10 protein-coding genes are annotated in these 12742 nt (G+C 60.0%); 3 read left to right on the top strand and 7 right to left on the bottom strand.

From position 1 onward, the window contains the following. Positions 1-243 precede the first annotated feature (243 nt). The 4 genes from AKG12_RS14160 to AKG12_RS14145 form a co-directional block, all read right to left on the bottom strand. Complete coding sequence (locus AKG12_RS14160) at positions 244-1557, bottom strand: ABC transporter substrate-binding protein (protein WP_052819290.1); 1314 nt, start codon at positions 1555-1557, stop codon at positions 244-246. 144 nt (positions 1558-1701) lie between these two features. Further along, complete coding sequence (locus tag AKG12_RS14155; protein ID WP_052819289.1) at positions 1702-2655, bottom strand: sugar-binding transcriptional regulator; 954 nt, start codon at positions 2653-2655, stop codon at positions 1702-1704. Positions 2656-2962: 307 nt separating this feature from the next. Continuing rightward, positions 2963-4813, bottom strand: a complete 1851-nt coding sequence (locus tag AKG12_RS14150; protein WP_052819288.1) for an ABC transporter ATP-binding protein — start codon at positions 4811-4813, stop codon at positions 2963-2965. 48 nt (positions 4814-4861) lie between these two features. Then, positions 4862-6025: a M20 aminoacylase family protein gene (locus tag AKG12_RS14145; protein WP_052819287.1), complete on the bottom strand. Its 1164-nt coding sequence runs from the start codon at positions 6023-6025 to the stop codon at positions 4862-4864. A gap of 305 nt (positions 6026-6330) precedes the next feature. On the opposite strand from AKG12_RS14145, the gene AKG12_RS14140 reads away from it, so the two are divergent. The 3 genes from AKG12_RS14140 to AKG12_RS14130 all read left to right on the top strand — a co-directional run bounded on the left by AKG12_RS14140 (position 6331) and on the right by AKG12_RS14130 (position 10105). Continuing rightward, positions 6331-8040, top strand: a complete 1710-nt coding sequence (locus AKG12_RS14140) for a peptide ABC transporter substrate-binding protein (protein WP_052819286.1) — start codon at positions 6331-6333, stop codon at positions 8038-8040. Positions 8041-8181: 141 nt separating this feature from the next. Further along, positions 8182-9192, top strand: coding sequence for an ABC transporter permease (locus AKG12_RS14135; RefSeq protein WP_052819285.1), 1011 nt, complete (start codon positions 8182-8184; stop codon positions 9190-9192). Then, positions 9185-10105 carry an ABC transporter permease gene (locus AKG12_RS14130; protein ID WP_046800899.1) on the top strand — a complete coding sequence of 307 codons (921 nt, stop codon included), beginning with the start codon at positions 9185-9187 and terminating at the stop codon, positions 10103-10105. Before AKG12_RS14135 ends, AKG12_RS14130 begins: the two co-directional genes overlap by 8 nt. A gap of 168 nt (positions 10106-10273) precedes the next feature. Here AKG12_RS14130 and AKG12_RS14125 read toward each other — a convergent pair whose 3' ends face one another. The 3 genes from AKG12_RS14125 to AKG12_RS14115 all read right to left on the bottom strand — a co-directional run bounded on the left by AKG12_RS14125 (position 10274) and on the right by AKG12_RS14115 (position 12738). Continuing rightward, positions 10274-10606, bottom strand: coding sequence for a ribbon-helix-helix domain-containing protein (locus tag AKG12_RS14125; RefSeq protein WP_052819284.1), 333 nt, complete (start codon positions 10604-10606; stop codon positions 10274-10276). Positions 10607-10676: 70 nt separating this feature from the next. Next, on the bottom strand, positions 10677-11243 hold the full coding sequence (locus AKG12_RS14120) for a DJ-1/PfpI family protein (RefSeq protein WP_052819283.1): 567 nt from the start codon (positions 11241-11243) through the stop codon (positions 10677-10679). 97 nt (positions 11244-11340) lie between these two features. Next, the gene (locus tag AKG12_RS14115; protein WP_052819282.1) at positions 11341-12738 is read right to left on the bottom strand and encodes an amidase; all 1398 of its coding nucleotides are present in this window, start codon (positions 12736-12738) and stop codon (positions 11341-11343) included. Positions 12739-12742 lie beyond the last annotated feature (4 nt).

Here is a 12742-nt window from a genome sequence, read left to right as displayed (position 1 = left end):
TCATCCACACCAGCAATAACAGCACCGATGGCGCAAGCATTACCCGCGCAAGACCGCTCGTGTTTCGGGTTGCCATTACACTCACCTCCCCTTGGGCCGAGGCGTCACGACATGCGCCCAGCATATCCGGAAGAACCGGCTCATTCTTGTTTTGATTTGAAAGGTATCAGAGCCGCCTGGCGGCTTTCCGACCCGGAGCATTCGCTGCCCGGCACTCAGGCCGGACAGCGATCTTCGGGAGGATTACTTGATGTAACCGGCGCGGGTCATTTCACGCGTCGCAGTCGACTGGGCGCCTGCAAGCGCATCATCAACGCTGGACTGGCCGGCAACGACCGCCGAGAACAGCTGACCGACCGTGGTGCCGAGTGCCTGGAATTCAGGGATCGCCACGAATTGTCCACCCGTATAAGGCACGGGCTTTACAGTCGGCTTGGTGATATCGGCGGCATCCATGGCGGCAAGCGTCGGCTTGGCGAAGGCGGCGGCCTTTTCATAGTCGGCATTCTTGTAAAGCGAGGTGCGGGTGCCCGGAGGCACGTTTGCCCAGCCTTCCTTGGAAGCGACGAGCGTGGTGTAGTCCTTGCTGGTTGCCCAGGAGATGAACTTTTCGGCGGCTTCCGCCTTCTGCGAGCTCTTCGGGATGGCAAGGTTCCAGGACCACAACCAGTTGCCATGGTTCTTCAGTTCGCCATGCGTCGGGAAGAGCGCATAACCGACCTTGTCCGCAACGGTCGAATCCTTCGGGTTGGACACGAAGGAGGCAGCCACCGTGGCATCGATCCACATGCCGCATTTGCCCTGCTGGAACAGCGTCAGGTTTTCGTTGAAGCCGTTGGAGGAAGCGCCCGACGGACCGGCATCCTTCATCAGATCGACATAGAACTGCAGGGAGCTTTTCCACTCCGGCTGATCGAACTGCGGTTTCCAGTTCTCATCGAACCAGCGGCCACCGAAGGAGTTGGTGAGCGCGCTGATGAAGGCCATGTTTTCGCCCCAGCCAGCCTTGCCGCGCAGGCAGATGCCGTTGATATCAGCCTTGCGGTCGGTGATCTTGCGGGCGGCGTCGCCGATGAATTCCCAGGTCGGGCTATCCGGCATCTTCAGGCCAGCTTTTTCAAACAGGTCCTTGCGATACATGATCATGGCGGATTCGCCATAGAAGGGCGCAGCATAAAGCTTGCCTTCGCTGGAGAGGCCGCCGCGGATGGCCGGCAGAAGGTCATCCATGTCGTATTTGTCGCCAAGCTTTTCGAGCGGCAGCAGCCAGCCCTGCTTGGCCCAGATCGGCACTTCATAGTTACCGATGGTCATGATGTCATATTGACCGCCATTGGTGGCGATATCGGTCGTCACGCGCTCGCGCAGGACGTTTTCCTCAAGCGTGACCCATTCGACCTTGATGTCGGGGTTCTTTGCCGTGAAGTCGGAGGTCAGCCCCTGCATGCGGATCATATCGCCGTTGTTGACGGTGGCGATGGTCAGCGTTTCGGCGGAAGCAAGGGTCGAAAGGGCGAGTGCCGAGCATGCGCCCAGCAAAATGGTCTTCAATGTCATATCTTCCTCCCAGAAGAAAAATGATGAGCATTCGCTTTGCTCTGGGGCATTTACTCACCTCATGAGCAAAAAAGTCAAGCGACATCCTGTGCTGCGGCGCACATGGAAAAATCAAACATCTGATTTTGTTGAATTAATTTTTGCTCAATGCGTGAGCAAATATTCACTTGTTGCTTCGTCGGTGATGAGGCCGTTCAAGAGACCGCCCCTCAGCGCCGCCAGAATCGAGGCGCTCTTGCGCGCACCCTGAGCCATGCCGATGACCGTGCAGGTGTCTCTGGACGGGATGGGAACGGAGGCGACGCGCTCATTGACGGAGTGCTCGAGAATGCGGCCATTGGCATCATACATCCAGCCGCAAATCTCACCGACCGCCCCGCTTACCATCAGCGCCTTCATCTCATCGACACCGAGGAAACCATCGACGCAGAGCGGTGCGTTTTCACCGAGTTCGCCGACGCCGACAAAGGTGACGTTGGCGGCGGACCCCAACGCCAGGGTAGAGCGCACCATGGACTGGTCATGCAGCAGTTCCCGCTCTTCCGCAGAGGAGCACAGAACCGGCAGCGGCATCGGAAAATGCCGCGCCTTGATGGCGTCGGCCATGCTGAAGATGACGTTGTAATAGGCAGCCGAGCCATCCGGCCCGATATTGCCTGTCAGCGACACGATGCGGTGCTGGGGGCACTCCATCGGCGGAAGCTGGTCCACGGCCGCCTTCAGCGTGCGGCCGGTGCCGATGGCGAGCACGATGGGATCGGCGTTTTTCAGCCAGCGCTCGATCTCCGCCGCCCCGGCCTCGGCAATGCCGACAGTGGAGGAGACGCCGGCTGGATCGCTTGGCACCACCTCGATATACTTGAGCTCGAATTTTTCCTTGAGCCGCTCGGCTTTTTCGAGACAGGCGGCGATGGGGTGATCGAGCCGCACCTTGATCAGCCGTTCGGCGACGGCCAACGACACCAGCCGCTGCGCCGATTGCCGGGAAATGCCCATAGCGGCGGCGATTTCATCCTGCGTGCGGCCGGCGACATAATAAAGCCAGCCGGCGCGGGCCGCATCGTCCAGCCGTCCATGTGCGTCGTTTCGTCTGACCATGCCGCTGCCCTCTAGGAATTATGCTTGCGCATTTGCTGGCATTTTTTTGCGTCGGCTGTCAAACGGCGGGATGCGGGAGGGAGCGTGCGGCGGACTGAAAAATGCATTGGCACAACAATGAGGCGCGCTTCTTCTCCCCGAGGGGGAGAAGGTGGCCCGAAGGGTCGGATGAGGGGGCAAGCTCTCGGTCTATCTCCACCGTCCCCCCTCATCCCGCTGCCGCGACCTTCTCCCCGGCGGGGAGAAGAAACAAGGGGTGACCACTCGATCCATTACCAGCCCTCAGCCCGAAGCCGACACTGTTCAATCACGCCGCTTCCTGCACCAGATGCCCTGCGGAAACCTCGCGGTAATGGCGCTGCGGCGGAATATAATTCACCGGCCGGATCGGGCTTTTGATTTCGTCCGTCGCCATGTTGCGCCTGATCTGCCGCCGTGCCGGGTCGGGCACAGGAACGGCAGACATCAGTTTTTTCGTATAGGGGTGCTGCGGATTGTCGAAAACCGCCGCACGCGGGCCGATCTCGACGATCTCGCCGAGATACATCACCGCCACACGATGGCTGACGCGTTCCACCACCGCCATATCATGCGAGATGAACAGGAAGGCCAGATTGAGGCTCTGTTGCAGATCGAGCAGCAGGTTGCAGACCTGCGCCTTGATGGACACATCGAGCGCAGACACCGCCTCATCGGCGACAATCACCTTGGGGTCGAGCATCAGCGAGCGGGCAATGGCGATACGCTGGCGCTGGCCGCCGGAAAATTCATGCGGGAAGCGCCGCATCATATCCGGGCTCAAGCCCACCTTTTCCAGAAGATCGGCCGCCTTTTCGCGCGCCTGCGGCTTGGGCCCGAGCCGGTGCTCGATAAAGGGTTCCATGATCGCCGTGCCGATGCTCATGCGCGGATCGAGCGAGGCGAAGGGGTCCTGGAAGATCATCTGCACGCTGCGGCGCATGGTGCGCAGCGTCGTCTTGTCGAGTTTCAGCACCTCGTAACCATCGAGCGTCACATTCCCGGAGGTAGGCTCGATCAGCCGGGTGATGGAGCGGCCCGTGGTGGACTTGCCGCAACCCGATTCGCCCACGAGAGACAGGGTCTCACCCTCGGCGAGATCGAAGGAAACCTTTTCCACCGCATGCACGGCGCCGGATTTGCGACCGAAAAGGCCGGAGCGGATATCGAAGCGGGTCGTCAGATCCTTGACCGAGAGAATGGGCGTGCGGCCGCCGGAAACCGTGTCCTTCACCTCCGCGACAGGCTGGCTTTCGCCGGTCTTGATATCGATGATCGGGAAACGGGCCGGCAGCACCCGCTCCTTCATTGAGCCGAGCTTCGGCACGGCTGAAAGCAAAGCGCGCGTGTAAGGATGGCGGCCACGATGGAAGATGTCGTCGGTGCTGCCGGTTTCCACCACATCGCCGCGGAACATGACGATGGTGCGGTCCGAGACTTCCGCCACCACGCCCATATCATGGGTGATGAACAGGACGGACATGCCCTCCTCTTCCTGCAACGTCTTGATGAGGTCGAGAATCTGGCCCTGAATGGTCACGTCGAGCGCCGTTGTCGGCTCGTCGGCGATCAGCAGCTTCGGTTTGGAGGCGAGCGCCATGGCGATCATTACGCGCTGGCGCATGCCGCCGGAAAACTGGTGCGGATAATCGTCGAAACGGTTTTTCGCATTGGGAATACGGACCTTTTCCAGCAGGCGTATTACCTCGGCCTTGGCGGCCGATGAAGAAATATCCTGATGCACGGTCAGCGCTTCAGCGATCTGCTTGCCGATCGGGAAGATCGGATTGAGGCTGGTCATCGGCTCCTGGAAGATCATCGAAATGTCTTTTCCGCGAACCTTGCGCATCTCCTCTTCCGGCAGCGCCAGGAGATTGCGCCCACCGAGCATGACGCTGCCCTCGATCTGGCTCGTTTTTTTATCGAGGAGCCGCATGATGGAGAGCGAGGTGACGCTTTTGCCCGAGCCGCTCTCGCCGACGATCGCCACCGTCTCGCGCGGCGCGATCTCGAAACTCATATTGCGCACCACGGATTTCCAGCTGCCATCGACGCGGAAGGACGTAGTGAGATTCTGAACCGATAAACCCGGGCTGACTGAACCGCCGGTCTGTTCCATGGATGTTGCCGCCAAAAGCATGCCGATCTCCTGAAAAGCAGAAGGCGGCCACGCGGGCCGCCGGATGTCTTACGCAGCAAGTGCCTTTTCGGCCATCGAGACCCAGTAGCTGATGCCGTAAGGCAGCGCATCGTCGTTGAAATCATAGGCCGCATTGTGCAGCCCGGCGGTATCGCCATTGCCGATGAAGATGAAGGCACCGGGGCGCGCTTCGAGCATATAGGAGAAATCCTCCGCCCCCATATGCGGGTTGGGATTGGTGTTGACGGCGTTGGCACCGGCCACACCCATCGCCACGCCGGTCGCGAATTCGGTTTCGTCATTGTGGTTGAAGGTGACGGGATAACCGCGATGATATTTCACCTCCACGGTGGCGCCATGCGCCATGGCCGTGGCGGTCGCCACTTCCTTCAGGCGCTTTTCGGCGAAATCGCGGGTTTCCGGAAGCAAGGTGCGCACCGTCCCCGTCAGCGTCACCGCACCGGGAATGACATTGACGGCGGTGCCGCCATGGGTGGTGGCGACGGTGACGACGAGCGATTTCAGCGGGTCCGTCTCCCGCGAGACGATGGATTGCAGGGCGATGATGATATGAGCAGAGGTTAGAACCGGATCGATGGAAAGATGCGGTGCGGCCGCATGGCTGCCCTTGCCGGTGATGATGATTTCGAAACTATCCGCCGCCGCCATGGTCGATCCCTTGCGGATGGCGAATTGGCCGACGGGAATGCCCGGCTCATTATGCATGCCATAGACCTGCGAAATGCCGAATTTTTCCATCATGCCGTCGTTCAGCATGGCAAGCGCCCCTGCCCCGCCCTCTTCCGCCGGCTGGAAGATGACCGCGACGGAACCCTTGAAATTGCGGGTTTCGGCCAGATATTGTGCAGCACCCAGAAGCATGGCGGTATGCCCGTCATGGCCGCAGGAATGGGCCTTGCCAGGGATTTTCGAAGCCCAAGGCTTGCCGCTGGTCTCGAGGATCGGCAGCGCGTCCATGTCGGAACGGAAACCGATGGTCGGGCCGTCGCCGTGGCGCCCCTTGATGATGCCGACCACGCCGGTCTTGCCGATGCCGGTCTCGACCACGTCGCAGCCGAAGGATGTCAGTTTTTCGGCCACGAACTTCGATGTTTCGTAGACATCGTAAAGCAGCTCCGGGTGTTCATGCAGATGGCGTCTCCAGCCGGCAACGTCTTCCTGCATTTCGGCCACACGGTTCAATATCGGCATTCTCTTTTTCCCTTTTTTTGTTCCCCGCCGGGTTGTCGGGAACCATATTGCGTTTGGAATTTCTACTTTTGCAAGTCTGAATTTTGCTGCATGGGCGAAAAATAGGCCAAGAGGCGAATGGCTCAAATTTTGTTCATCAATAAAAGTTTGGGGCTTGCTTTTCAAAAAAACTGACAATAGCATCATCGGGAATGGAGGAATATTCCTTAGCAAAGTCAAATACTTATAAAAATAGACCTTGCACATGACGACGGGAAAAGCGTCAAACATTCAAATAGATAAAATCTAAAAAGGGGAAAACCACAATGAAGAAGCGCAGCGTTCTCTTTGCCAGCACGGTGGCGGCCATGGCCTTGGCAGGCTCTGCCGCCCATGCCGAGCGCGGCAGTGACGGCGAACTGAAAATCCTGTTCTGGCAGGCCGTATCGACCCTCAATCCCTATCTTTCCGCTGGCACCAAGGAAGTCTACAGCTCGTCCATGGTGATCGAGCCGCTGGCGCGCTACGACGAAAAGGGCGAGCTGGTGCCGATGCTGGTGAGCGAAATCCCGACGGTCGACAATGGCGGCGTCGCGAAGGATCTGCTCAGCATGACCTGGAAGCTGAAGAGCGACGTAAAATGGTCGGATGGCACGCCGCTGACCGCCGATGACGTCATCTTCACCTGGAAATATTGCACCGCGCCGGATGGCGGCTGCGCGCAGGCGGCTCAATATGAGGGCGTGAAGAATGTCGAGGCCGTCGACGCCCATACCGTCAAGGTCAGCTTCACCGAACAGAAACCCTACCCCTATTCCGCCTTCGTCGGCGCACAATCCCCCGTCATCCAGAAGAAGCAGTTTGAGAAATGCGTCGGGGCCGCCGCCCCTGGCTGCACATCCGCCAATTTCGGCCCCATCGGCACCGGCCCCTTCGTGGTCAAGGATTTCAAGCCGAACGACGTCATCAGCTTCGTCGCCAATACCAATTATCGCGATCCGGCCAAGCCCGCTTTCGCAACGGTAACCCTGAAGGGCGGCGGTGATGCGGCTTCCGCTGCGCGTGCCGTTCTTGAAACGGGCGAATTCGATTACGCCTGGAACATGCAGGTGGAGCCGGAAATTCTGGCCACCATGGTGGCCGCCGGCAAAGGCAAGCTGGAAACCGCCTTCGGCACCCAGGTCGAGCGCATTAATCTCAACTGGTACAATGCCGACCCTGCGCTGGGTGACAAGCGCTCCACCAAGGAGGGCGGCCCGCATCCGGCCCTTTCCGATCCGGCTGTGCGCCGGGCGCTGTCGCTTGCGATCGACCGCGACATCATCGATGAGACGGGCTATGGCGAAGCCGGCAAGCCGACCTGCAACATCGTGCCGGCCCCGGAAGCCGTCGCTTCCACCAAGAATGACAGCTGGTGCCTGAAACAGGATGTCGAAGGTGCAAACAAGCTGTTGGATGATGCCGGCTGGGTGAAGGGATCCGACGGCATCCGCGCCAAGAACGGCGTGAAGCTGTCCTTCCTCTACCAGACCTCAACCAACTCCGTTCGCCAGGCGGCGCAGGAACTGGTGAAGGACATGTGGTCGCAGATCGGCGTTGCTTCCGAGCTGCGCAATGTCAGCGCCTCGGTGTTCTTCGGCGGCGACCCGGCAAGCCCCGATACCTTCCAGAAATTTTATGCCGACGTCGAAATGTATACCAACAACTTCGACGGCACGGACCCGGAAAAATATCTGGCGGAATGGCTGTGCGACAAGATTCCCACCCCCGCCAATGGCTGGCAGGGACAGAATGTTCCGCGTTATTGCAACCCGGAATTCGACAAGCTGGTGAACGTGCTTTCCAAAACGACGGACTTTGCCAAGCGCGGGGAAATCGCCAAGCAGCTGAACGACATGCTGACGGAGGAAGGTGCGCATATTCCGCTCATTCATCGCGGCAACGTGTCCTCGCATTCGTTGACGCTGGAAGGCGTTCGCATGAACGCCTGGGATTCGGAACTCTGGAACGTCGCGGACTGGTCCCGCAAGAAGTAACACGCAGATGCGCCGGCTCCCCGACAAGGGGGCCGGCCTTTTGCATGCCCCTGGACCATGATCTGAAGACACATTTCCAGCGTCACGGCGAAGATGCTCTCAATTTTCGTCCTGCCGCGCTCTGAGTCTGGAGAGTTTCAGATGTTTGCCTTTACGCTCCGGCGGCTTGCCTTTGCCGTACCGACGTTGCTCGTCATCAGCTTCGTCATTTTCGCCCTGCTCGATCTCGCGCCCAACGACCCCACTGGCGACCTGCCGCTGACCATTCCGCCCGAAGTGCGTGAGCAGATCCGCGCCTCGCTCGGCCTCGACCAGCCGTTTCTCATCCGCTACCTGCTCTGGTTGCAGCAGTTCTTCATCAACGAACCGTTGAACCTTTTCGAAAAACTGACCGGCTGGCAGATCGGCGATGGCAACCGCATGCGTGTGCTGTCCTGGGCGACACGCAGCCCGGTGGTCGATCTCGTCATCCAGCGCATGCCGCAGACGCTGTGGGTGGTGGGCCTCGCCTATCTGTTCGGGGCGCTGCTGGCGATCCCGATCGGCGTCATTTCCGCCTATAAGCAATATTCGATCTTCGACCAGATCGGCACCTTCGTTTCGATGGTCGGCTATTCGGTGCCGACCTTCTTCACCGGCGTGCTGCTGGTCGTCATCTTCAGCTCCTACCTGCAATGGTTCCCTTCCGTCTATGACACCAATCTGCAGGTGACCGACTGGGGAAGTTTCGTCGCGCAGATCAAGCAGATGTTCCTGCCGGTTCTGGTGCTGACACTTTATAACGTCTCGCAGATCAGCCGCTTCGTGCGCGCCTCCATGCTCGACAATCTGCATCAGGATTATGTGCGCACCGCCCGTGCCAAGGGCGTGAAGGAAAAATCCGTTCTGCTCGTCCACGTGCTGCGCAACAGCCTTATTCCGGTCGTGACCGTGATTGCGCTCGGCGTGCCGACGATCTTTTCAGGCGCCATCATCACCGAGCAGATTTTCCGCGTAAACGGGCTTGGCCAATTGCTGATAACAGCCGTTCAGGGCGCGGATATTCCGCTGGTGCAGACTCTGACCTTCATTTTCGCGGTGCTTATCGTGCTCTTCAACCTGATTGCCGACGTGCTGTACGGCATTCTCGACCCGAGGATCCGCTATGACTGACGCCACCATCGCAGCGCCAACGGTTGCGGCCACCCCCACGCAATCCGCCCTTGCCGATATCTGGAAGCAGTTCCGCGTTCACAAGGGCGGTGTGGCGGGCCTCTTCGTCTTCATCTTCATCCTGCTGGCGGTCTATGTCGGGCCCTATATCCACACCGTCGCACCCAACGCCATCAATGTGAGGGAACGCAACCAGTGGCCATCATGGGCGCATCCCTTCGGCACCGATAATCTCGGCAAGGACATGCTGGCGCAGGTTCTGGCCGGCGGGCGCATCTCGCTTGCCGTCGGCATCACCGCCATGCTGCTGGCGCTGTTTCTCGGTACGCTGGTGGGAGTGCTGTCAGGCTATTTCCGAAATCTGGACGGTCCGCTGATGCGGCTGACCGACCTGTTCCTGGCCCTGCCGCTTTTGCCGCTGCTGCTCGTCATCCTGATGCTGTTCCGCGATACGCTGCGTGCGGCCTTCGGGCCGGAAACCGGCATCTTCATCCTCATCGTCTTCGTGATCGGCATAACCAGCTGGATGCATACCGCCCGTATCGTGCGCGGCGATGTGCTGACGATCAAAAGCCAGGAATTCATCATGGCGGCGAAATCGAGCGGCATGCGCGAATACCGCATCATTCTGAGGCATATATTGCCGAATGTGTTGAGCTCGATCATGGTCTCGGCCACGCTCGGCATCGCCTCGGCCATCATCACGGAATCCGCACTCTCCTTCCTCGGCCTCGGCTTCCCCTCCGATTTCCCGACCTGGGGGCGGCTGCTGTTCGACGGCGCCAACTTCCTGCAACTGACACCCTCGCGCGTGCTGTGGCCGGGGCTGGCGATTTCACTGACCGTTCTGAGTGTGAATTACATCGGTGACGCCGTGCGCGATGCGCTCGATCCAAGGGCGCTGAAGAGCTGAGCGCTCCCCATCCCTCATCCCTGTGCTTGTCACAGGGATCCAGCCAGCCCAAGTCCTTGGGCTGAAACGAGTCTCTCTGCCGCGCAGACGCGCGTCGGCTGGATTCCTGTGACAAGCACAGGAATGAGGTTAAGGGGATGCCCCGGCACATAAAAAAACGAACGTTCCCTAGTGGTAATTCACCTTTTCCGCATCCAGCGCGGCAATCGGAATATCGCTGCGCGCCGGAATATCACCGGAAAGCTGAAGCGCGAGATAACGGCCGCAGCAGACCCGCAGGAACGAGGTGAAATTGCCGAGATCGTGCCCGGCATCGATCGATTCATTATAAAGCTTGGCGATGAGCTGCACGCTGTTCATGCCATCGCGGCGCGCGATCTCATCCAGCGTTGTCCAGAAGAAATTTTCAAGCCGCACACTCGTGACCATGCCATCGATCCTGAGCGACCTTGTATGGCTTTCCCAGAGCACAGGGTCTGCCTTGATGAAAAGCTTGCACATGGTCTCCTCCCTCACCACGCCTGAAAGATAAGCGGAAAACGGGGCCTGCAAAAGCCCCGTTCGCCACAGCTTATTTGCCGAGCACCGCCATGAATTGCGAAAGCCATGCCGGATGAGCCGGCCATGCGGGCGCCGTCACCAGCTTGCCGTCGGTAACGGCCGCATCGATGGCGATATCGGCATAGGTGCCGCCGGCAAGCTCGACCTCGGGACGGCAGGCCGGATAGGCCGAGCAGGTGCGGCCTTTCAGAACACCGGCTGCCGCCAGCAATTGCGCGCCGTGGCAGACGGCGGCCACCGGCTTGTCCGCTTCGAAGAAATGTTTCACCGCCGCCAGCACATCCGCATTCAGCCGCAGATATTCCGGCGCGCGGCCGCCCGGAATGACCAGCGCATCGTAATCCGCAACCCTGATATCGGCGAAGGTGGCGTTGAGCGCGAAATTATGGCCGCGTTTTTCCGAATAGGTCTGGTCGCCCTCGAAATCATGGATCGCGGTAGCGATGGTCTGGCCCGCCTTCTTGCCGGGGCAGACGGCATGGACCGCGTGACCGACCGCAGCCAAGGTCTGGAACGGCACCATGGTCTCATAGTCCTCGGCGAAATCGCCGGTAATCATCAATATCTTCTTCGGCATGCGTGCTCCTCCCGTTCTTGAATGCCTTTGGGCACCCTAACAGGCGGGATCGCGATGCGGGTATTATGGCAATACTACAAGCCCGATAAAGGTGGGATCAGCGGGCCTGCGGCGGCTCCGGCCAGCGCCGCACACCGCCACCCCAGTTCTCGAAGGCTTTTGAAAGCTTCAGCACGAACAAATCCTCGTAACGCGGCCCGACGATCTGCAAGCCGATGGGCATCCCTGATTTGGAGAAACCGCAATTGATCGAGGATGCCGGCTGCTCCGACATGTTCCACGGCACCGTGAAGGCTATATGTTCGAAGGGAAGTTCGGGATCATTGGTGGGCGAGGCCCAGTCGGCCGGATAGGACACGATGGGATTGACGGGTGAAATCACCGCATCGACGGACTGCATCAAGCGCCCACAGGTCTTACGCATTTCCATGGTCTGGTTGAAGCCGAAAACCGCACGCGCGCCGGAGACCTCCGCCCCCTTCTGTGCCCATGCGTGAATATAGGGAAGGATCGCCGCGCGGCGATCCACGCTCAGCGCCGCCATATCGCCCCAGAATTTCGCCCGCCAGAAATCGTCCAGCCCATCCAGCATTTCCCGCGTCAGCACCGGCTCGACGGGTATCACGATCGCGCCCGCCGCCTCGAACAGCCTGGCGGCGGAGAGCACGGCGTCGCGCACCTCATCCTCCAGCGGCAGGCCGCAGCCCGCATCCAGCATCAGGCCGATCTTCAGGCCCTTCACATCGATATCGAGATCCATCCAGTCGATGCTGTTCGGCGGCAACGCAGTGCCGTCCCGCCAGTCGGGCCGAGAAAGTGTCGCCATCGCATAGGCGGCGTCGAGGACGGTGCGGGTCATCGGCCCGGCGCAGCGGCCGGTATAATAGGGATCGACCGGGATACGGCCCTGGCTCGGCTTGAAACCGAACAGGCCGGTCCACCCCGCCGGCAACCGCACCGAGCCGCCAATATCCGTGCCGATATGCAGCGTGCCGTACCCCGCAGCCCCGGCCGAGGCCGCACCGGCGCTGGAGCCGCCGGGGTTCTGGGTGGGGTTCCAAGGGTTGCGGCTGAGCTTATGGAAGCTGGAAAGGCCTGATGATAACATGCCGTAATCCGGGCAGGTGGTCTTGGCGTAAAGGATTGCGCCATCCTCACGGCAGCGGGCGGCCACCGGCGCGTCCTCAACCGCAGGCACCAGGTCCACCGCCCTCGTGCCAAGCGGAACGGGATGGCCTTTGGTGGCGATCAGTTCCTTCAGCGAGACCGGAATGCCATCGAGGGCGCCGAGCGTTTCACCCTTCTGCCAGCGCTGCGTCGAGGCCAGCGCCTGCCTGCGTGCATCCTCCGGATCGTAAGCGTAAAGCGCGTTCACGACAGGCTCGAAAGCATCGATACGCGCCTCCACCACCTGCCAATATTCCGATGGCGAAAGCTTCCTGTCCCGGTAAAGCGCCAGGATTTCGAGCGTGTTGAGGTCTATGAGATCGGTCATGGCA

The organism is Agrobacterium sp. SUL3 (assembly GCF_001263295.1).
GTDB classification, from domain to species: Bacteria; Pseudomonadota; Alphaproteobacteria; order Rhizobiales; family Rhizobiaceae; genus Agrobacterium; species Agrobacterium tomkonis.
Note: the sequence above shows the minus strand (reverse complement) of the source record. Positions and strands in the feature narration are given on the sequence as shown.

Coding starts and splice junctions, on each gene's coding strand:
- AKG12_RS14150 (WP_052819288.1), bottom strand. CDS start 4,813: ATGCTTTTGGCGGCAACATCCATGGAACAGACCGGCGGTTCAGTCAGC.
- AKG12_RS14130 (WP_046800899.1), top strand. CDS start 9,185: ATGACTGACGCCACCATCGCAGCGCCAACGGTTGCGGCCACCCCCACG.
- AKG12_RS14115 (WP_052819282.1), bottom strand. CDS start 12,738: ATGACCGATCTCATAGACCTCAACACGCTCGAAATCCTGGCGCTTTAC.
- AKG12_RS14120 (WP_052819283.1), bottom strand. CDS start 11,243: ATGCCGAAGAAGATATTGATGATTACCGGCGATTTCGCCGAGGACTAT.
- AKG12_RS14125 (WP_052819284.1), bottom strand. CDS start 10,606: ATGTGCAAGCTTTTCATCAAGGCAGACCCTGTGCTCTGGGAAAGCCAT.
- AKG12_RS14140 (WP_052819286.1), top strand. CDS start 6,331: ATGAAGAAGCGCAGCGTTCTCTTTGCCAGCACGGTGGCGGCCATGGCC.
- AKG12_RS14155 (WP_052819289.1), bottom strand. CDS start 2,655: ATGGTCAGACGAAACGACGCACATGGACGGCTGGACGATGCGGCCCGC.
- AKG12_RS14145 (WP_052819287.1), bottom strand. CDS start 6,025: ATGCCGATATTGAACCGTGTGGCCGAAATGCAGGAAGACGTTGCCGGC.
- AKG12_RS14135 (WP_052819285.1), top strand. CDS start 8,182: ATGTTTGCCTTTACGCTCCGGCGGCTTGCCTTTGCCGTACCGACGTTG.
- AKG12_RS14160 (WP_052819290.1), bottom strand. CDS start 1,557: ATGACATTGAAGACCATTTTGCTGGGCGCATGCTCGGCACTCGCCCTT.